The following is an 18,294-nucleotide window of genomic DNA, read 5'->3' as shown; positions in this document are numbered from 1 at the left end:
AGGGGGCGAGTGCGCGCGTACGGGAGTGCGGCTCGGGGCGGCCGGCGGGTGCGCGCGGACGAAGGCACGGTGCGGGGCGGCCGCGGGTGCCCGCGTACGGGAGCGAAGCGCGGGCCGGTGAGCTGGTGCGCGCGGACGAAAGCGTGGCGCGGGCCGGTGAGCTGGTGCGCGCGGACGAAAGCGTGGCGCGGGTCGGTCAGTCAGCGCGTGCGCAGGCTGTCCATCACCAGGTCGAGCATCCGCGTCGACCGCTCCTTCCACTGCTCGTCCGCGGGGATGCTGAACAGCCCCGCGATCAGATAGAAGAAGTCCTCCTCGGTGATGCCCTCGCGGATCGTCCCGGCCTGCTGTCCCGCCGTGAGCAGCGTGCGCACGGCGGCCATCAGGCCGGCCGGCGAGGGCTTCTCCGCGCCGGTCGCGCTCATCGCGTGCCGCAGCGCCTCCGCGAGGCCCGCCTTCGCCAGCGCGTGGTCGGCGAGCCGGTCCATCCAGGCGCGCAGCGCCTCGGCCGGCTCCAGGGTCTCAAGCAGCTGTGCCGCGCTGTCGGCCACCTGCGTCATCTCGTGCCGAAAGATCTCCAGGACCAGGGCGTCCCGGTTCGGGAAGTTGCGGTAGAAGGTGCCCTGTCCCACGCCCGCCTGGCGTGCGATCGCGCTGAGCGGGATCTCGGGGTCGCGGGTCATCTCGGCCAGGGCGACTTCGAGGATGCGCTCCCGGTTGCGCTGCGCGTCCGAGCGCAGGGGAGCCGCCGGGCGCTCAGACGCCGTCTGCTGCGCGCTGTCCGGTCGCTGCTGCGCCATGGGGCCTCATTCCTTCCGCCGCGTCGCCCGTGCGGGCGGCCGTGGCCGTGTTCTCTTGCGAAGCGGACAGCTGTCCGGTACGTTTCCAGGTGAACGGACAGCTGTCCGGTTGCCTCCAGGGTAGCGAGCCGCGCAGCCGATGGACACCGCGGGCGGGCTCGCAGTCGTCACCCGCCGCCCCGGCCCTTCCGCCGAGCCGTTCTCCGACCTTCCCTCCGCCACGCGAAAGAGGGCTGATCATGACCACGTCCGACCCGGCCGCCGCCACACCGTCCGCATCCGCGGCGCCCCCGCACCCGACCGCCGGCGCCATCGTCCTGCACGTCAACGGCGAGAAGCACGCCCTCACCGTCGACCACCGCACCACCCTGCTCGACGCCCTGCGCGAGCGGCTCGACCTGACCGGCACCAAGAAGGGCTGCGACCACGGCCAGTGCGGTGCCTGCACCCTGCTGGTCGACGGGCGCCGCTCCCTGTCCTGCCTCCAGCTCGCCGTGGCCGCCGAAGGGCGCGAGATCACCACGATCGAAGGCGTGGCCGAGCAAGGGCGCCTGCATCCCGTACAAGAGGCGTTCCTCGAATTCGACGGCTTCCAGTGCGGCTACTGCACGCCCGGGCAGATCTGCTCGGCCATCGCCGTCATCGAGGAGCACGCGGCCGGCTGGCCCAGCGCCGCGACCGCCGACGTGCGGCCCGAGGCGGGACCGCCGCCGCTCACACCGGAGGAGATCCGCGAGCGGATGAGCGGCAACCTGTGCCGCTGCGGCGCGTACGTGTCCATCGTCCAGGCGGTGGGGTACGCGGCCGAGGCGAGCCGGGCACCCGGCGCCGGGGCGACGCGCGTACACGGCACCGACGCGAACCGGGAGCCGAGCGGCGCAGAGGAGGCCGTGGCATGAAGGAGTTCGGATACCGCAGGGCCGCCGACGTCGAGGGCGCCGTCGCGCTGCTCGACGCCGACCCGGGGGCACGCTTCCTGGGCGGCGGCACCAACCTCGTCGACCTGATGAAGGCGGGGGTCGAGAGCCCCGGACTGCTCGTCGACATCCGTGACCTGCCGCTCGACGCCATCGAGACCACCGCCGACGGCGGACTGCGGATCGGCGCCACCGTCACCAACAGCGACCTCGCCGCCCACCCCGAAGTGCGCCGCCGCTACCCGGCGTTGGCCCAGGCCGTCCTCGCGGGCGCCTCCGGCCAGCTCCGCAACATGGCCACCGTCGGCGGCAACCTGCTCCAGCGCACCCGCTGCGGCTACTTCACCGACCTCACCCGCGCCTGCAACAAACGCGAGCCCGGCAGCGGCTGTTCGGCCATCGGCGGCGAGCACCGCAACGCGGCCGTGCTCGGCGCCTCCGCGCACTGCGTGGCCGTGCACCCCTCGGACCTGGGCGTGGCGCTCGCGGCCTTCGACGCGGTGGTCACGTATCAAACCGCCCAGGGAGAGGGCGAGTTGCCGCTCGCGGACTTCTACCGTCCGGTCGGCGACACCCCGCACCGCGAGACCGCGCTGCCCGCGGGCGCGCTGATCACCGCGGTGACGCTGCCGCCCGCGCCGGTCCGCTCCCGCTACCGCAAGGTGCGCGAGCGCGCCTCCTACGCCTTCGCGATCGGCTCGGTCGCGGCCGCCCTCGAGGTGCGGGACGGGCGCGTACAGGACGTACGGCTCGCGTACGGCGCGGTGGCCTCCCGGCCCTGGCGCGCCCGCAAGGCCGAGGCCTCCCTGAACGGGGCCGCGGCCGGGCCCGAGGCCTTCGCCGCCGCGGCGGACGCCGAACTCGCCGCCGCGGCACCGCTCGACGACAACGCGTACAAGGTCACGCTGATCCGCAACCTCACGATCGCCGTCCTGACGGAACTCGCCGAAGCAGCACTCGATGAGGAGGGAACGGCCCGATGACCACCACACTTCCCCCGACGACCGAGGGCACGGCAACAGGCGCCGTCGGGACTTCCCGCACCCGCGTGGAGGGCCGCGAGAAGATCACCGGCGCGGCCCGCTACACCGGCGACATCCCGCTCACCGGACTCGCCCACGGCAGCCTGGTGCTCTCCGCGGTCGCGCGCGGCCGGATCCGGTCCATCGACGACGCCGCGGTGCGCGCGATGCCCGGAGTCGTCGCCGTACTGCACCACCACAACGCGCCGCGGGTGCGCGCCGACTACCCCAGCATCATGGGCAGCGCGCCCGACCCGACGGTGCGGGCGTTCCAGGACGACCGGGTGCCGCACCTGGGCTGGCCCGTCGCGCTCGTCGTGGCCGAGACGCCCGAGCAGGCGCGGGCGGGCGCCGACGCGCTGGCCGTGGAGTACGAGACCGAGCCGCACGACACGGAGTTCCGGGCCGGGCGCGCGGACGCGTACACGGTGGACGGCGTCGTGCCCGCGACCGTCGAGAAGGGCGACCTGGACGCCCAGCTCGCCGCCTCCGCGGTCGTGGTCGACGCCTCGTACACGACACCGGAGGAACACCACAACCCGATGGAGCCGCACACCTGCACCGCGTACTGGGAGGACGGGCGGCTCGAGGTCCTCGACTCCAACCAGGGCGCGAGCTGGACCGCCGACGACCTCGCGCAGGCCTTCTCGCTCGCGCCCGGCACGGTCCGCGTGCGCTCCGAGCACGTGGGCGGCGGCTTCGGCTCCAAGGGCGTACGGGTGCACCAGATCGCGGCCGTCATGGCGGCCACCGAGCTGCGGCGCCCGGTACGCGTGGCGATGACCCGCCGCCAGATGTTCAGCCTCGCCGGCTACCGCAGCCCCACCGCCCAGCGCGTCCGCCTCGGCGCCGACCCGGACGGACGCCTGCGCGCGCTGGCGCACACCTCGCTGAGCCAGACTTCTCAGGTGTACGAGTTCGTGGAACCGGCCGGTGCCGCGGGCCGAGTCCTCTACGAGGCGGCGGCCCACCACACCGACGCCCGGATCGTGCGCCTCGACGTGCCGACCCCGACCTCGATGCGCGCGCCGGGGATGGCGCCGGGCTCCTTCGCCCTGGAGTCGGCGCTCGACGAACTGGCCGAGCGCTGCGGCGTCGACCCGGTCGAGCTGCGGCTGCGCAACGAACCCGCGGTGGGTCCGGTGAGCGGGCTGCCGTTCGCGGGACGCAGCCTGCGCGCCTGCTTCGAGGAGGGCGCCCGCCGCTTCGGCTGGGCCGAGCGCGACCCGCGTCCGCGGCTGCGCCGCGACGGGCGCTGGCTGCTCGGCACCGGGGTCGCGGCGGCCACCTTCCACGCCTTCGCGGTGCCGTCCACGGCGGCGGTCACGGCTTGGCCGGACGGGACGTTCACGGTGCGCATCGCCGCGGCCGACATCGGCACCGGAGCGCGTACGGCTCTCCTGCTGATCGCGGCCGACGCCCTGGGCGTCGGCCCGGAGCAGGTCCGCGTCCGCATCGGGGACAGCGCGTTCGGCCCCGCCTGGCTCGCCGGCGGCTCGGCCGGGACCAGCTCCTGGGCCTGGGCGATCACCCCCGCGGCCGAGGAACTGCGCGAGCGGCTCGCCCTCGGCGCCGAGATCCCGGCCGACGGGCTCACCGTCCGCTCGGACAGCACCACCGCGCTCGCCGGCCAGACCCCGGCCGAACGGCACTCGTACGGCGCGCAGTTTGCCGAGGTCGCCGTCGACCCGGCGACCGGTGAGGTGCGCGTACGGCGCATGCTCGGGATGTTCGCGGCGGGCCGGATCGTCAACCCGCTCACCGCACGCAGCCAGCTCGTCGGCGGCATGGTCTGGGGCATCTCGATGGCGTTGCACGAGGAGGCGGTGCGCGACGGGCGCACGGGCGGCCTCGTCGGCGCCGACCTCGCCGGCTACCACGTCGCCTCGCACGCCGACGTGGACCGCGTCGAGGCGGACTGGGTGGACGACCCGACGCCCGGCGACCCGGTCGGCATCAAGGGAGTCGGCGAGATCGGCGTGGTCGGTGCCGCCGCGGCCGTCGCGAACGCCGTACGGCACGCGACCGGCGTACGCCACCGGCAGCTGCCGATCCGGCCGGACCGGGTCCTGGCGGGCGAGGCGTCGGCGGCTGCGGGATCTCGCGCGGGCACGGAGCCTTCGGGGACGGGGGAGTCCCACCGTGCTTGACCTGTCACCGCAGTTGAGCCGCTGGCTGGCCGAGGGCCGGGAGTTCGCCGTCGCCACCGTCGTCGGCGCGAGCGGCAGCGCACCCCGCGGCCCCGGTGCCGCACTCGCCGTGGACGCCGACGGCACCGTCATCGGCTCGGTGTCCGGCGGCTGCGTCGAGGGCGCGGTGTACGAGCTGTGCGCGCAGGCGCTGGCGGACGGTGAGCCGGTGCTCGAGCGGTTCGGGTACAGCGACGAGGACGCGTTCGCGGTGGGGCTCACCTGCGGCGGGGTGATCGACGTCCTGGTCACCCCGGTGCGGCTCGGCACGCGCGAACGGGCCTTGTTCACCAAGGCGGTTGAGGCCGCCGCGGGGGACGAGGGCGTGGCACTCGCCCGCGTGGTCCGAGGGCCCACGGAGTTGGTGGGGCGGGCCGTGGTGGTGCGGACGGACGGGGCATACGACGGGACGCTCGGTGCGGATGAGGAGGTGCCGGACGCACCGGGCCCGGGTGACGACGGGACGCTGGGTGCGGATGAGCTGGTGCCGGACGCACCCGGCCGGGGTGGCGACGGGCTCGCGGACACCGTGGCGCGCGAGGCCCGGGCGCTGCTCGACGGCGGACGCAACGGGAACGTGGAGCTGTCGGAGGACGGCTCGCGGTGCCCCGGCGGGCTCACGGTGTTCGTGGAGTCGAGCCTGCCGCCGCCGCGGATGATCGTGTTCGGCTCGATGGACTTCGCGTCCGCGCTCGTGCGGGCGGGCAAGTTCCTCGGCTACCACGTGACCGTGTGCGACGCGCGCGAGGTCTTCACGACCCGGGCACGCTTCCCCGACGCGGACGAGATCGTGGTCGACTGGCCGCACCGGTACCTGGCCGGCACGCAGGTCGACGGGCGGACCGTGCTGTGCGTGCTCACCCATGACCCCAAGTTCGATGTGCCGCTCCTGGAGCTGGCGTTGCGCCTGCCGGTCGCCTATGTGGGGGCGATGGGGTCGCGGCGTACGCACGAGGACCGCGAGCGGCGGCTGCGGGAAGCGGGCCTCGGCGAGGGCGAGTTGGCGAAGCTGCGGTCGCCGATCGGGCTCGACCTCGGCGGCCGTACCCCCGAGGAGGTCGCGGTCGCGATCGTGGCCGAGACGGTGGCGGTGCGGTACGGGCGCGGCGGCGGGCCGCTCGGCGGGACGCAGTCCGCGCCGAGCTGACCCGCCCGCACAGGACGCTGTGAGCGGCCGGCGGTCCACGTCACGTCCGGCGCCACAGCCTCCACCCGGTGCGGCCGCTCTCCGTCGTCCTCGGTGCGGTCCCGGCCGGTGTCGGTTTCCTCGGGCGTGAGCGGCGTGCCGTACGGGAGGAGCGCTCCTCGCGTACGGCCTCGGCCTCGTCGGGCCTGCCGTACCAGCGGAACCGGCGCCGGCGCGGCGGATGGATCCTGCGGGCGAGCCGCCGCCCCACCAGCAGGTAACCGAGCAGCGCGCCGGTGGTGTTGAGCAGGACGTCGTCGATGTCGAACGCCCTGCCGGTGATCACGGCGCCCTGTACCACCTCGACGCACAGCATGACGAAAGCCGTGACGGCGAACACCCGCAGGATGCCGCGCGCACCTGGGGCGACCACCGGAAGCAGAACTCCGAACGGCACGCCGAGCAGGATGTTGCCGCCGAGCTGTTTGACCGTGTCGCGGAAGGCCGGCTGGGCGAGGTAGTCCCGTATCGACTCACCTGGCCGCAGGTTGGTGTGCGTGAGCGGCACCGATGCCGAGGACGGTTGCAGGGTGAGCCGGGCGAGCACCACCCCGAACGCCACCATCGCGGCCAGCGCGAGCAGCATCGCCAGGGCGCGCACCGGCCAGGGAACGGGCCTGCGCGTCGGGGCGGCGGACGGACGTGCGGGGCGTCTCCCGGACTTCCGGGCGACGCCCCGTGCGCGAGTCTGGGCCATCACTTCCCTCCGAGCGGTGGCGGACGGGCATTCCGCTCCAGTTCCCCGGGCAGGGGCGGCCATGCGGAATTGGTGGGCCTGACGGCTTCTGGGGAGGATGAGGTGCGGGCTCATTCAGGAATGAGGTGCGGGCTCATTGAGGAATGAGGCGCGGGCTCATTCAGGCATACGGGGCGGCAGCGGGGCCCGGGGGACGGGCACCGTGCCGTGCGCCGGAGCGGGGCCGGTTTCCCGGGTGTAGCCCCCGCGTGGCGGGCAATTCGTCAGGCCATGAGCCAACTCTCCTTCCGCGCCCGCCGCCTGGGACGGCGCGCCGACCGCAGCGACTGGGTCGACCGGGCGGCCTCCTTCGGCCTCCTCGCCTACGGGCTCGTCCACGTCGTCGTGGGCTGGCTCGCCGTGCAGCTCGCTCTCGGCGACGGCGCGGGCAGCGCCTCGCCGACCGGTGCGATCGAAGAGCTGGCGCAGGGGCCCATGGGCGGGGCGGTCGTCTGGGCGACCGCCGTCGGGATGTACCTGCTCGTCGTCTGGCAGCTGATCGAAGCCGCCGTCGGCCACCGCACGGAACGCAAACGGACACGGCGGCGGCTGGCTTCCGCGGGCAAGGCGGTCGTGTTCGGCGTGCTGGGCACCTCGGCGCTCGGCATCGCCCTCGGCTCCAAGCAGCAGGACAACGAGCAGGCCACCGACAGCCTGACCGCGCGGCTCATGGACCTGCCGGCCGGGCAGGCGATCGTCGCCGCCGTCGGCGCCGTGATCATCGGCATCGGGGTGCATCTGGTGCGCAACGGCCTCACGGACCGCTTCCTCGACACCTTCGACGGGCGCGGCACGTCGGGGACCACGGGCACGGCGTACACATGGCTGGGGCGTGCGGGCCACGTGGCGAAGGGCCTGGCGCTCGCCGTGGTGGGGGTCCTGTTCGGATGGGCAGCCCTCACCCATGAACCCGACAAGTCGGGCGGCCTGGACCAGGCGCTCCGCGAGGTACTCGACCAGCCCTTCGGCCCGGCGCTCCTGACCGGCATCGCCCTCGGCATCTGCTGCTACGGCTGCTTCTGCTTCGCGTGGGCGCGGCATCTCGACCGCTGAGGCTGCCGTCCGGCTTGCGGCTTCTGGTGACACCGGCCGAGGTGGGCCGCCCCGCCGTCAGCCCTCGCCCAGCGCCAGCGCCACCGCGGCCTCGGCGTGCAGGCGTGCCGTCGGGAAGACGGGGACGGGGCTGTGCTCGGGGGCGATGAGGAGTTCGATCTCGGTGCAGCCGAGGATGATGCCCTCCGCCCCCTCGCCGACCAGCCGGTCGATGACCCTCCGGTACGCGGCGCGGGACGCCTCGCGGACGACCCCGAGGCACAACTCCTCGTAGATGACGTGATGGACGAGCGCGCGCTCCTGCTCGTCCGGCACCAGCACGTCGAGCCCGTGGCGCGCGAGGCGGCCCCGGTAGAAGTCCTGCTCCATCGTGAACGCCGTGCCCAGCAGACCGACCCGCCGCAGTCCCGCGGACGTGACCGCGTGTGCTGTGGTGTCCGCGAGGTGCACCAGCGGGACCGGCACCGCGTCCTGCACCTGGTCGGCGACCTTGTGCATGGTGTTCGTGCAGATCAGCACCATGTCCGCGCCTGCGGCGGCCACCCCGCGTGCCGCGTCCGCGAGGATCTTCCCGGCCGCTTCCCAGGCGCCGGCGGCCTGCAGTTCCTCGATCTCGGCGAAGTCCACGGAGTACAGGACGCAGCGGGCCGAGTGCAGACCGCCGAGGCGCTCGCGCGTGAACTCGTTGAGCAGCCGGTAGTACTCGGCGCTCGACTCCCAGCTCATGCCGCCGATCAGCCCGATGGTCTTCATCTCCGCCTCCTGTCGCCGGCCGGTCCGCGGCCTGCGGCCACTGTGCCCCATAAGCGTTCCTTGGCCTCGGTGGAGGGCGTGGCGGCTAGGTCAGCCAGGTGCCGGACGGGCTCCTGGCAACCCCTGTGGAAGAGCCAGAGGTCCAGTCCAGCGACAGTTATCCACAGGGGTGGTCCGGGCCTCGGCCCAGCGCGTACGGTCTCCGCATGAAGATCCTCATCAGCGCCGACATGGAAGGCGCCACCGGTGTGACCTGGCCGGCCGACGTGCTGCCCGGCCATGCCCAATGGGAGCGCTGCCGCTCCCTGTTCACCTCGGACGTGAATGCCGCGGTGCTCGGTTTCTTCGACGGCGGTGCCGATGAGGTGCTCATCAACGAGGCGCACTGGTCGATGCGCAATCTGCTCCTGGAGCAGCTCGACGACCGGGCGCAGATGCTCACCGGCCGCCACAAGTCGCTGAGCATGGTGGAGGGCGTGCAGCACGGGGACGTGGACGGCATCGCGTTCATCGGCTACCACACGGGTGCGGGCGCGGAGGGCGTCCTCGCGCACACGTATCTCGCCAACTCCATCACCGGCGTGTGGGTCAACGGGGTGCGGGCCAGCGAAGGCCTGCTCAACTCGCATGTGGTGGCCGAGTTCGGCGTCCCCGTCGTGCTCGTCACGGGCGACGACCTCACCTGCGAGGACGCCCTCGGCTATGCGCCGGGCGCGCTCAAGGTGGCGGTCAAGGACCATGTGTCGCGGTACGCGGCGGTGTGCCGCACGCCCGCGCGCACCGCGGCCGACATCCGTGCCGCCGCGAAGGAGGCGGCGGCCCTGGCGGTGCGTCATGAGCCGGTGCGGGGCGGGCCGTTCACCGTGGAGCTGGAGTTCGACGCCGAGCACCTGTCGCTCTCCGCCACCGTGGTCCCCGGAGTCGAGCGCACCGGCGAGCGGAAGGTCGCCTACACCAGTCCGACCATGTATGAGGGCATCCGTACGTTCAAGGCGGTCACCACGGTCGTCTCCGCCGCGGTCGAGGAGCAGTATGGCTGAGCACATCACCCACCAGACGGACACCACCGACAGCGGGATCGACGCGGCCGGGCTCGACGAGGTGGTCCGGTTCACCTCCGAGCTGATCCGGATCGACACCACCAACCGGGGCGGCGGCGACTGCCAGGAGCGGCCCGCCGCCGAGTACGCGGCGGAGCAACTGGCCGGCGCGGGCCTCGAGCCCGTGCTCCTGGAGCGGACGGCGGGGCGGGCGAACGTCGTCGCGCGCATCGAGGGCACCGACCCCTCGGCGGACGCGCTCCTCGTGCACGGCCACCTCGACGTCGTGCCCGCCGAGGCCGCGGACTGGCAGGTCCACCCGTTCTCCGGCGAGCTGCGCGACGGAGTCGTGTGGGGCCGCGGCGCGGTCGACATGAAGAACATGGACGCGATGATCCTCTCGGTGATCCGCTCCTGGGCCCGCCAGGGCATCCGCCCCCGCCGCGACCTGGTCATCGCCTTCACCGCCGACGAGGAGGCCAGCGCCGCCGACGGCTCCGGGTTCCTCGTCGAGCAGCACGCCGGCCTCTTCGCGGGCTGTACGGAGGGGATCAGCGAATCCGGCGCCTTCACCTTCCACGCGGGACCCGGAATGTCGCTCTACCCGATCGCGGCCGGCGAGCGCGGTACCGGCTGGCTCAAGCTCACCGCACGCGGCCGGGCCGGCCACGGCTCGAAGGTCAACCGGGCCAACGCGGTCACCCACCTCGCCCAGGCGATCGCGCGGATCGGCGAGCACCAGTGGCCCGTGCGGCTCACCACCACCGTGCGCGCCGCCCTCGCCGAACTGGCCAGGCTGCACGGCGTCGAGACCGATGTGTACGCGGCCGACTTCGACGTGGACGCGCTGCTCGCCAAGCTGGGCCGGTCCGCCGCCCTGGTCGAGCCGACGGTCCGCAACAGCTCCAACCCGACGATGCTCCAGGCCGGTTACAAGGTCAATGTCATCCCGGGCGAGGCCGTGGCCTTCGTCGACGGGCGGTTCCTGCCGGGCGGCGAGGAGGAGTTCCGCCAGACCCTCGACGAGCTCACCGGACCCGACGTGGAATGGGAGTTCCACCACCGCGAGATCGCCCTGGAAGCCCCCGTCGACTCGCCCACGTACCGGAAGATGCGGGCCGCTCTCGAAGAATTCGAACCGGACGGGCATGTCATTCCGTACTGCATGTCAGGAGGGACGGACGCGAAGCAGTTCTCCCGCCTCGGCATCACCGGATACGGCTTCTCGCCGCTGAAGCTCCCGGAGAACTACGACTATGCGGCGATGTTCCACGGCGTCGACGAACGGGTGCCCGTCGAGGCCCTCCACTTCGGCGCCCGCGTGCTGAGCCGCTTCCTGCGAACGGCCTAGCGGAATGGGGGACATGGTGCGCACCGAGCCGTACGGCGACTGGCCCTCGCCCATCGACGCCGCACTCGCCGCCTCGCACGACGGCAAGCCCGAATGGGTCGGCTTCGTGGGCGACGAGGTGTGGTGGACCGAGCCGCGCCCGGCCGAGGCGGGCCGCCGCGCCCTGGTGCGCCGGCGCGCCGACGGCCGCGAGGAGTCGGTGCTCGCGGTGCCGTGGAATGTGCGCAGCCGCGTCATCGAATACGGGGGACACCCGTGGGCCGCGGTCGTGCGCGAGGCCGGACCGCTCGTGGTGTTCTGCGAGTTCGCCGACCAGCGCCTCTACGCGTACGAGCCGGACGTGCCCGGAGCCGAGCCCGTACCCCTGACACCGGTGTCCCCGGTGGGCGGCGGGCTGCGCTGGGCCGATCCGCGGATCCACCTCGACCGCGGTGAAGTGTGGTGCGTCCTGGAGGAGTTCACCGGCGAGGGGCCCGAGGATGTGCGGCGCGTGCCGGCCGCCGTGCCGCTCGACGGCTCGGCCGCCGCGGACCGCACGGCCGTACGCGAACTGGCGGACGAGCAGCACAAGTTCGTGACCTCACCGCGGGTGTCGCCGGACGGCGGCCTGGCCGCCTGGATCGGCTGGGACCATCCGCGGATGCCCTGGGACGGGACGGAGCTGCTGGTCGCCGAGGTGACGGCCGAGGGCGCCTTCACCCGCCCCCGCGTGGTGGCGGGCGGGCCGCGGGAGTCCGTGCCGCAGGCCGAATGGGCCCACGACGGCACGCTGTTGTTCGCCTCGGACCGCAGCGGCTGGTGGAACCTGTACCGCTGCGAGGTCACGGCCGGGAGCGACGGAAACCCGCCCCCGACCGGCGCGGGCGCCGCGGTGGCGCTCTGCCCCCGGGAGGAGGAATTCGCCGGGCCGCTCTGGAAGATCGGGCTGCGGTGGTTCGCCCCGCTGGAGAACGGGACGGTGGCGGTGCTGCACGGCGCGGGCGTGACCGCGCTGGGCATACTCGACCCCGAGACCGGCGACGTCGTCGACGTGGCGGGACCCTGGACCGAGTGGACCTCCACGCTCGCCGCGCACGGCAGCCGCGTCGTGGGCGCGGCCGCCAGCCCGCGCAGCGCCGTCGAGGTGGTCGAACTCGACACCCGCACGGGCCGCGCCCGGGTCATCGGCGCCGCGCACGACGACCCGGTCGACCCCGTGTACTACCCCGAGCCGCAGATCCGCACGTTCAGCGGACCGCAGGGCCGGGAGATCCACGCCCACATCTACCCGCCGCACCATCCGGCGCGCCGCGGCCCCGACGACACCCTGCCGCCCTATGTGATCTGGGCGCACGGCGGCCCGACCGGACACGCACCGCTCGTACTCGACCTGTCGATCGCCTACTTCACCTCCCGGGGCATCGGCGTCGCCGAGGTCAACTACGGCGGCTCGACGGGGTACGGCCGTGCCTACCGTGAGCGGCTGCGGGAGCAGTGGGGCGTGGTGGACGTCGAGGACTGCGCGGCGGTGGCGCGGGCCCTCGCCGAGGAGGGCACCGCCGATCCGGCGCGGCTCGCCGTGCGCGGCGGCAGCGCGGGCGGCTGGACGACGGCCGCGTCCCTCGCGACCACCGACGTCTATGCCTGCGGGACCATCATCTACCCGGTGCTCGACCTCGTGAGCTGGGCGAACGGCGAGACCCACGACTTCGAATCGCACTACCTCGAGTCGCTCGTCGGACCGATCGCCGAGGTCCGGGGACGCTACGTGGAGCGGTCGCCCGCGGCCCAGGCCGAGCACATCACCGCGCCCTTCCTCCTGCTGCAAGGGCTCGACGACGTGATCTGCCCGCCGAGCCAGGCGGAGCGGTTCCTGGCGCGCATGCAGGGCCGGCAGATCCCGCACGCCTACATCGCCTTCGAGGGCGAGGGGCACGGCTTCCGCCGCGCGGACACCATGATCCGGGCCCTGGAGGCCGAACTGTCCCTGTACGCCCAGGTGTTCGGGCTCCACCCGCCCGGCATCGCGACGCTGGAGCTGAGCAAGTGAGACGCGAGGGGGAGACCATCGACGGCGGCTGGGACGATCCCGCACCGACCCGGGGCCTCGCGCCCCTCACCCGGCCGCAGCGCCTGGCACCGGGAGCCCGCGTGGCCGTGGTCGCGCCCTCGGGGCCCGTGCCCGAGGACCGGCTCCAGGCCGGGCTCGACATTCTGCGCGGCTGGGACCTCGACCCCGTCGTGGCGCCCCATGTCCTCGACGGGCACCCGACGTTGGGCTACCTGGGCGGTGACGACCGGGACCGGGCCGCCGACCTCCAGGCGGCCTGGTGCGACCCCTCGGTGTCCGCCGTGCTCTGTGCGCGCGGCGGCTACGGCGTCCAGCGCATGGTCGACCTGCTCGACTGGGACGCGATGCGGGCCGCCGGGCCGAAGGTGTTCGTGGGGTACAGCGACATCACCGCCCTGCACGAGGCGTTCGCGACGCGGCTCGGTCTGGTCACGCTGCACGGGCCCATGACCGCGACCGCCGACTTCCTGAAGAACGCGCGGGCGCAGGAGCATCTGAAGGCCACGCTGTTCGCCCCGGAGACGGTGCAGACCCTCAGGGGAGGCCGCGCGCTGGTGCCGGGACGCGCCCGGGGAGTGACCCTCGGCGGCTGCCTGGCGCTGCTCGCCGCGGACCTCGGCACCCCGCACGCCAGGACGTCGGCGCGGGGCGGGCTGCTGTGCATCGAGGACATCGACGAGGAGGACTACCGCATCGACCGCCTCCTCACCCAACTCCTGCGCAGCGGCTGGCTGGACGGGGTGGCCGGCGTCCTGCTCGGCTCGTGGGAGGAGTGCGGCCCGTACGAGCAGATCCGCGCGGTGTTCACCGACCGCCTCGGCCCCCTGGGCATCCCGGTCCTGGAGGACGCCGGCTTCGGCCACTGCGACGGCGCCCTGACGATCCCACTCGGCGTCCCCGCCGTGCTGGACGCGGAGGCGGGTGAACTGCGCCTTGAGGTGCCGGCGTTGAGGTGAGCCGGGCCGGGGGCGGGGTGCAGCATGTTCGGCCGGTGAGCCTCGCTGGTCCGGGGTGCGGCACGCTGTCACGTGAGCCCCCGCCGACCGGGGTGTGGTGCGCTGCCGCATGGGCCCCTCCGCACCTGCCCGAACTGGTCCCGCACCGTCCGGGAGCCCCCTGTGACGCACCCGTACGGCGCAGGCCGACCCGACGCCATCCGCCCGCAGCGGACCGCACCCGCACGCCGCTCCTCCCGCCCCGCCCGCAGCGGCCCGCACCCGCACCCCGCCCCGCCCTCACCCGCCCGGCGTGATCCCGAACCGCAGGAACCGCAGCCCGTCGCCGAGGCCCGGGGTCCGGGCGAGGCCTCGCAGCAGGGTGCGGGAGGGGGACGACGAGCGGTGGCGGGCGAGGTCGTCCAGGGCGCTCAGGTCGCTGAGCAGGCGCAGCGGCGGGTGGGCGCGGGCGAAGACGGCGGGTGAGGCCAGGGACCAGCGGAAGGGGCTGTGGGCGCGACGGAGCAGCGGATGCAGGCCGGAGAGCGACCGCACCCAGGGCGCCACGGCGTCGAAGACCAGGCGGCCCGACGGGATGTGCTCCACGACGCGGTTCACCAGGCGGCTCACCTCGTCCGGCGGCAGATACATCAGCAGGCCCTCGGCCACCACCATGGTCGGCCGGTCGCGCGGCACTTCCGCCCACCACCCCGCGTCCGTGACCGAAGCGCTCAGGGTGCGTACGCCCTCGACGGGCCCGTAGAGCCGCTCGCGCAGTGCGATCACCTCGGGCTGGTCCACGTCGATCCACAGCGCCGTCTCCGGCCGCTCCACCCGCAGCGGTCGGCTGTCCAGACCGCAGGCCAGATGCAGCACGAGCGCGTCGGGACACTCGTACAGGAACTCCGCCGTCCACGTGTCGAAGCGCCGGGCCCGCGCCGCCACCAGCGGGGCGATGCACCGCAGGGCGCGCAGCCGCCCGAAGTCGTAGTCGATCCGCTCCACGGCCCGCCGCGCGTGCGGGTCGCCGAGGACGGGCCGCGCCCGGCCCTGGTCGACCGCGCGCAGGTACAGCGTCATCAGCGAGGTCTCCTGCACCCCGCCGAGGTCGGCCCGCTGCGTCATGGCCCGCTCCGTTCCGCGTCGCGGCGCACCCGGCCCGGTGCGCACCTGCCGTGGTCCCAGTGAGCCCGCACCCCGCCCGCCCGGCCACCGGCCTCACCCGTTAGGCCCACCGCGCCACCCGCAGGAGCACCGGCCGCGTGCGCCCCGGGCTTGTGCTGTTCATGCTGACCCCAGGGGGCGACGGCGTTACCCCGGACGGAAGGTCCCGCATGAGCTCCAACAACTCCAGCAGCGGCAAAGCCAAGGCCAAGGGGCTGATGACTCCCGGGCGTCTGACCGTTGCCGCGATCGGCATCCTCGGCCTGATCTTCATCTTCGAGAACACCCGCAGCACCAAGATCCGCCTGCTGATCCCCGAAGTGACCATGCCGTTGTGGATGGCGCTGCTGCTCACGGGCCTGATCGGGGCGCTGTGCGGGGCCTACCTCACCAGGAGACGGAAGTGACTCGACTCATCCAGCGCGCCGGCGTGCTCACCGGCACCGTGCTCGCCGCGACGGCCCTCACCGTGACCACCGCGGCGGCCGCGGGACCGCCGATGCCGGACTTCAGGGGCAAGGCCCTGATGGACGTGTTCCAGACCGTGGACTACCGCACCCGCGTCGACCTGCACGACGTCAGCGGATTCAAGCGCAACATCCTGTGGCCGCTGAACTGGAAGGTCTGCACGCAGAGCCCTGCTCCCGGCGTGGAGCTCGAGGGCCAGGCGCTGCGGATCGGCGTCGTGAAGAAGACGGAGACCTGCCCCAAGCCGGCCGCCAAGAAATAGCGGGCTGGCCGCCAAGAAGTAGCGGGGGGCCGCCCAGAAATAGCGGGCGGGCCGCCAAGAAGCAGCACGCGTGCGGATGGACGGCCCCGCCCCGGCGAGTGACCGGGCCGTCGAAGTCCTAGGGTGCCCGCATGGACGCCCGGACCACCCCGCTCGCCACCGGGCCTCGCGTCGGCATACGTCCCCTGACGTACGCCGACGGCGAGGCCTTCACCACGTTCGCCCGCGCCAGCCGCGCACTCCACCACCCCTGGCTCGCCCCGCCCCTCACCGACGAGCAGTTCACGGTGTACGCGCAGCGGCTGATCGAGGACCCCGCACGCGCCGGGTTCCTCGTCTGCGAGAACGACAGCGGACGGATCGCCGGCTACATCAACATCAACAACATCGTCCAAGGCGCCTTCCGCAACGGCGCGTTGGGATACGGGGCCTTCGCGCACGCGGCCGGGCAGGGACTGATGACCGAGGGGCTGCGGCTCGTCATCGCGTACGCCTTCGCACCCCCGCTCGACCTGCACCGACTGGAGATCAACGTCCAGCCGCTCAACGCCGCGTCCATCGCGCTGGCCCGCCGCTGCGGGTTCCGTCTGGAGGGGTTCTCGCCGGGCTTCTTGTACATCGACGGGGCCTGGCGCGACCATGAGCGGTGGGCCCTCACGAAGGACATGGTCCGGTAGGCGACGCCACCGCGTCCGCCGCCGGAGGAAGGGCCCGGGGGAGCTGGGGAGAGGACGCGCCATGACTGCGGACATTCCGGGCGGCGGAACCGAGGGTTCTTCGGACGGCACCGGCCCGCCCGCCACCGCCCCCGAGCGCGAGCGCCCCGCGCTCCACCGCCTCGCCGAACTGGCCGATCTGGCCACGCCGATGGCGATCCGCGCCGCCGCCACCCTGCGGATCGCGGAAGCCCTCGACGGCGGACCGCGCTCCGCCCGCGAACTCGCCGCCGTGGTGGGCGCCGACGCCGACGCCCTGGACCGGATGCTCGCCCACCTCGCCGGGAAGTCGGTGCTCGACCGTGACGCCGAGGGCCGCTACGCGCTCACCGGACTCGGCGCCGCGCTGCACGCGGACCACGCCGGCGATCTGCACCCCTGGCTCGACATGGGCTCGGCGGTGGGCCGCGCCGACCTGTCCCTGGTCGAGCTGCTGCACTCCGTACGGACCGGGCTGCCGGGCTTTCCGCTCCGGTACGGGGCCTCGTTCTGGGACGACCTGGCCACCACCCCGGACCGGCAGGAGCGGTTCGACACCCACATGAGCCGCGACATCGGCACCGACGGCCCGCTGATCGCCGCCGCCTACGACTGGGGCTCGCTCGGCCGCGTCATCGACGTCGGCGGCGGCAACGGCGCGCTGCTCACCGCCCTGCTCCGGGCGCACCCCGAGCTGCACGGCACGGTGCTCGACCGCGACCGGACCGCGGAGTCCGCGCGGATCCGCTTCACGGCCGAGCGGCTGAAGGGACGGGCGGACGCGGTCGAGGGCAGCTTCTTCGACGCACTGCCCAGCGGATACGGGGGCTACGTGCTCTCGTCGATCCTGCACGACTGGGACGACGCCTCGGCCCTCGCGATCCTGCGCCGCTGCGCGGAGGCGGCGGGCAGCACGGGCCGGGTCTTCGTGATCGAGAAGATCGGCGGTGACGGCGCGCAGGTCCGTACGGAGATGGACCTGCGCATGCTCGTGTTCTTCGCGGGCAAGGAGCGCACCGCGGCCCAACTCGCCGAGCTGGCAGGGGAGGCGGGCCTCAAGACGGTGGCCGTGCACCCGGCGGGAGCGCTGGCGGTGGTGGAGTTCGCGGCGGGCTGACCCGGCACGGAAGCGGCCGGGCCGGTGCACACGGATGCCGTCAGCGCGCCCTTCCGGTGCGCGCGAAAGCCGTCAGCGGCCCTTCCGGTTGATCTTCATCGTGTCCATGTCCGTCACCTTCGACGTGAGCGTCCCGTGCCCGGCCCCGAGCTCCCGCAGCGCACCCTCCGCCCGGTCCTCGGCGATCGCGCCCGCCATCTCCTCGCCGTCGTCGCTGTCCGAGACGACGACATAGCGGAACGAGAAGTGCTTCAGCGTGCGGTCGTACGCGAGCGAGCCCTCCTCGGTGAACCGCATCGCCGTCATCCCGTGGTCGTCGACCTCCGCGAGCAGCCGGGCGCGCACCTCGTCGGCGAGGCCCTCGAACGCGCCTCGGACGATGACCCGGTACGTGTGTGCTGCGCCCATGCCGCTTCTGCTCCCGTCGCGGGGCCCGGGCCCCGTCTCTCTGTCACGGGGGCCGAACCCCGTATGCCTGTGGCGGGCCGGAGCCCGTATGCCTGTCGCGCGGCCCCAGCCCGTATACCCGTTGAGCGATCAACCCTACGTCGTCGAG

At 73.6% G+C, this 18,294-nt stretch carries 18 protein-coding genes; 13 read left to right on the top strand and 5 right to left on the bottom strand.

The features are described 5' to 3' along the window. Positions 1 to 200: 200 nt before the first annotated feature. On the bottom strand, positions 201 to 800 hold the full coding sequence (locus BLT97_RS04515; protein ID WP_093607305.1) for a TetR/AcrR family transcriptional regulator: 600 nt from the start codon (positions 798 to 800) through the stop codon (positions 201 to 203). A 239-nt stretch (positions 801 to 1,039) separates the two neighbouring features. Here BLT97_RS04515 and BLT97_RS04510 point away from each other — a divergent pair, with 239 nt between their 5' ends. Genes BLT97_RS04510 through BLT97_RS04495 form a run of 4 tightly spaced genes read left to right on the top strand, consistent with a single transcriptional unit; the run spans position 1,040 to position 6,075 of the window. Continuing rightward, positions 1,040 to 1,699: a (2Fe-2S)-binding protein gene (locus tag BLT97_RS04510; protein WP_245769124.1), complete on the top strand. Its 660-nt coding sequence runs from the start codon at positions 1,040 to 1,042 to the stop codon at positions 1,697 to 1,699. After that, entirely contained in the window at positions 1,696 to 2,700 is a 1,005-nt protein-coding gene (locus BLT97_RS04505; protein WP_093607304.1) for an FAD binding domain-containing protein, read from the top strand. The genes BLT97_RS04510 and BLT97_RS04505 overlap by 4 nt, the downstream gene beginning before the upstream one ends. Next, on the top strand, positions 2,697 to 4,889 hold the full coding sequence (locus tag BLT97_RS04500) for a xanthine dehydrogenase family protein molybdopterin-binding subunit (protein WP_093607303.1): 2,193 nt from the start codon (positions 2,697 to 2,699) through the stop codon (positions 4,887 to 4,889). Before BLT97_RS04505 ends, BLT97_RS04500 begins: the two co-directional genes overlap by 4 nt. Next, positions 4,882 to 6,075, top strand: a complete 1,194-nt coding sequence (locus tag BLT97_RS04495) for an XdhC family protein (protein WP_093607302.1) — start codon at positions 4,882 to 4,884, stop codon at positions 6,073 to 6,075. The genes BLT97_RS04500 and BLT97_RS04495 overlap by 8 nt, the downstream gene beginning before the upstream one ends. A 40-nt stretch (positions 6,076 to 6,115) precedes the next feature. Here BLT97_RS04495 and BLT97_RS04490 read toward each other — a convergent pair whose 3' ends face one another. After that, positions 6,116 to 6,811, bottom strand: coding sequence for a VanZ family protein (locus BLT97_RS04490; protein WP_176953637.1), 696 nt, complete (start codon positions 6,809 to 6,811; stop codon positions 6,116 to 6,118). 270 nt (positions 6,812 to 7,081) lie between these two features. Here BLT97_RS04490 and BLT97_RS04485 point away from each other — a divergent pair, with 270 nt between their 5' ends. Then, entirely contained in the window at positions 7,082 to 7,903 is an 822-nt protein-coding gene (locus BLT97_RS04485; protein WP_093607300.1) for a DUF1206 domain-containing protein, read from the top strand. A gap of 57 nt (positions 7,904 to 7,960) precedes the next feature. Here BLT97_RS04485 and BLT97_RS04480 read toward each other — a convergent pair whose 3' ends face one another. Continuing rightward, a complete protein-coding gene (locus tag BLT97_RS04480) occupies positions 7,961 to 8,656 on the bottom strand; it encodes an aspartate/glutamate racemase family protein (protein ID WP_093607299.1) in 696 nt (231 codons plus the stop codon). A 206-nt stretch (positions 8,657 to 8,862) separates the two neighbouring features. On the opposite strand from BLT97_RS04480, the gene BLT97_RS04475 reads away from it, so the two are divergent. The 4 genes from BLT97_RS04475 to BLT97_RS04460 are packed head-to-tail and all read left to right on the top strand — an operon-like array spanning position 8,863 to position 14,053. Then, complete coding sequence (locus BLT97_RS04475; RefSeq protein ID WP_093607298.1) at positions 8,863 to 9,696, top strand: M55 family metallopeptidase; 834 nt, start codon at positions 8,863 to 8,865, stop codon at positions 9,694 to 9,696. Beyond that, positions 9,689 to 11,047: a M20/M25/M40 family metallo-hydrolase gene (locus tag BLT97_RS04470; protein ID WP_093607297.1), complete on the top strand. Its 1,359-nt coding sequence runs from the start codon at positions 9,689 to 9,691 to the stop codon at positions 11,045 to 11,047. The genes BLT97_RS04475 and BLT97_RS04470 overlap by 8 nt, the downstream gene beginning before the upstream one ends. Positions 11,048 to 11,051: 4 nt before the next feature. Next, a complete protein-coding gene (locus BLT97_RS04465) occupies positions 11,052 to 13,076 on the top strand; it encodes a S9 family peptidase (protein WP_093607296.1) in 2,025 nt (674 codons plus the stop codon). A gap of 17 nt (positions 13,077 to 13,093) precedes the next feature. Continuing rightward, the gene (locus tag BLT97_RS04460; RefSeq protein WP_093607764.1) at positions 13,094 to 14,053 is read left to right on the top strand and encodes a S66 peptidase family protein; all 960 of its coding nucleotides are present in this window, start codon (positions 13,094 to 13,096) and stop codon (positions 14,051 to 14,053) included. A gap of 279 nt (positions 14,054 to 14,332) precedes the next feature. On the opposite strand, the gene BLT97_RS04455 is transcribed toward BLT97_RS04460, so the two are convergent. Next, entirely contained in the window at positions 14,333 to 15,157 is an 825-nt protein-coding gene (locus tag BLT97_RS04455; protein ID WP_093607295.1) for a class I SAM-dependent methyltransferase, read from the bottom strand. Between the two features lie 209 nt (positions 15,158 to 15,366). On the opposite strand from BLT97_RS04455, the gene BLT97_RS04450 reads away from it, so the two are divergent. From BLT97_RS04450 to BLT97_RS04435, 4 genes are all read left to right on the top strand, one after another. Then, positions 15,367 to 15,603 (top strand): LapA family protein, encoded by a 237-nt coding sequence (locus tag BLT97_RS04450; RefSeq protein WP_093607294.1) that lies wholly within the window; start codon positions 15,367 to 15,369, stop codon positions 15,601 to 15,603. Next, complete coding sequence (locus BLT97_RS04445) at positions 15,600 to 15,926, top strand: hypothetical protein (RefSeq protein WP_245769123.1); 327 nt, start codon at positions 15,600 to 15,602, stop codon at positions 15,924 to 15,926. The genes BLT97_RS04450 and BLT97_RS04445 overlap by 4 nt, the downstream gene beginning before the upstream one ends. A gap of 131 nt (positions 15,927 to 16,057) precedes the next feature. Beyond that, positions 16,058 to 16,603 (top strand): GNAT family N-acetyltransferase, encoded by a 546-nt coding sequence (locus BLT97_RS04440; protein ID WP_093607293.1) that lies wholly within the window; start codon positions 16,058 to 16,060, stop codon positions 16,601 to 16,603. Between the two features lie 61 nt (positions 16,604 to 16,664). Then, positions 16,665 to 17,738 carry a methyltransferase gene (locus tag BLT97_RS04435; RefSeq protein WP_093607292.1) on the top strand — a complete coding sequence of 358 codons (1,074 nt, stop codon included), beginning with the start codon at positions 16,665 to 16,667 and terminating at the stop codon, positions 17,736 to 17,738. Between the two features lie 72 nt (positions 17,739 to 17,810). Here BLT97_RS04435 and BLT97_RS04430 read toward each other — a convergent pair whose 3' ends face one another. Then, positions 17,811 to 18,146, bottom strand: coding sequence for a DUF6204 family protein (locus BLT97_RS04430; RefSeq protein ID WP_093607291.1), 336 nt, complete (start codon positions 18,144 to 18,146; stop codon positions 17,811 to 17,813). Positions 18,147 to 18,294 lie beyond the last annotated feature (148 nt).

This window comes from Streptomyces indicus, assembly GCF_900100315.1.
GTDB classification, from domain to species: Bacteria; Actinomycetota; Actinomycetes; order Streptomycetales; family Streptomycetaceae; genus Streptomyces; species Streptomyces indicus.
This window is presented reverse-complemented; position numbering and strand designations above follow the sequence as displayed.

Bases quoted from the DNA above. Each gene is read 5' to 3' on its own strand.
- BLT97_RS04515 (WP_093607305.1), bottom strand. From the start codon at position 800: ATGGCGCAGCAGCGACCGGACAGCGCGCAGCAGACGGCGTCTGAGCGC.
- BLT97_RS04510 (WP_245769124.1), top strand. From the start codon at position 1,040: ATGACCACGTCCGACCCGGCCGCCGCCACACCGTCCGCATCCGCGGCG.
- BLT97_RS04505 (WP_093607304.1), top strand. From the start codon at position 1,696: ATGAAGGAGTTCGGATACCGCAGGGCCGCCGACGTCGAGGGCGCCGTC.
- BLT97_RS04500 (WP_093607303.1), top strand. From the start codon at position 2,697: ATGACCACCACACTTCCCCCGACGACCGAGGGCACGGCAACAGGCGCC.
- BLT97_RS04490 (WP_176953637.1), bottom strand. From the start codon at position 6,811: ATGGCCCAGACTCGCGCACGGGGCGTCGCCCGGAAGTCCGGGAGACGC.
- BLT97_RS04485 (WP_093607300.1), top strand. From the start codon at position 7,082: ATGAGCCAACTCTCCTTCCGCGCCCGCCGCCTGGGACGGCGCGCCGAC.
- BLT97_RS04480 (WP_093607299.1), bottom strand. From the start codon at position 8,656: ATGAAGACCATCGGGCTGATCGGCGGCATGAGCTGGGAGTCGAGCGCC.
- BLT97_RS04475 (WP_093607298.1), top strand. From the start codon at position 8,863: ATGAAGATCCTCATCAGCGCCGACATGGAAGGCGCCACCGGTGTGACC.
- BLT97_RS04470 (WP_093607297.1), top strand. From the start codon at position 9,689: ATGGCTGAGCACATCACCCACCAGACGGACACCACCGACAGCGGGATC.
- BLT97_RS04465 (WP_093607296.1), top strand. From the start codon at position 11,052: ATGGGGGACATGGTGCGCACCGAGCCGTACGGCGACTGGCCCTCGCCC.
- BLT97_RS04455 (WP_093607295.1), bottom strand. From the start codon at position 15,157: ATGACGCAGCGGGCCGACCTCGGCGGGGTGCAGGAGACCTCGCTGATG.
- BLT97_RS04450 (WP_093607294.1), top strand. From the start codon at position 15,367: ATGAGCTCCAACAACTCCAGCAGCGGCAAAGCCAAGGCCAAGGGGCTG.
- BLT97_RS04440 (WP_093607293.1), top strand. From the start codon at position 16,058: ATGGACGCCCGGACCACCCCGCTCGCCACCGGGCCTCGCGTCGGCATA.
- BLT97_RS04435 (WP_093607292.1), top strand. From the start codon at position 16,665: ATGACTGCGGACATTCCGGGCGGCGGAACCGAGGGTTCTTCGGACGGC.
- BLT97_RS04430 (WP_093607291.1), bottom strand. From the start codon at position 18,146: ATGGGCGCAGCACACACGTACCGGGTCATCGTCCGAGGCGCGTTCGAG.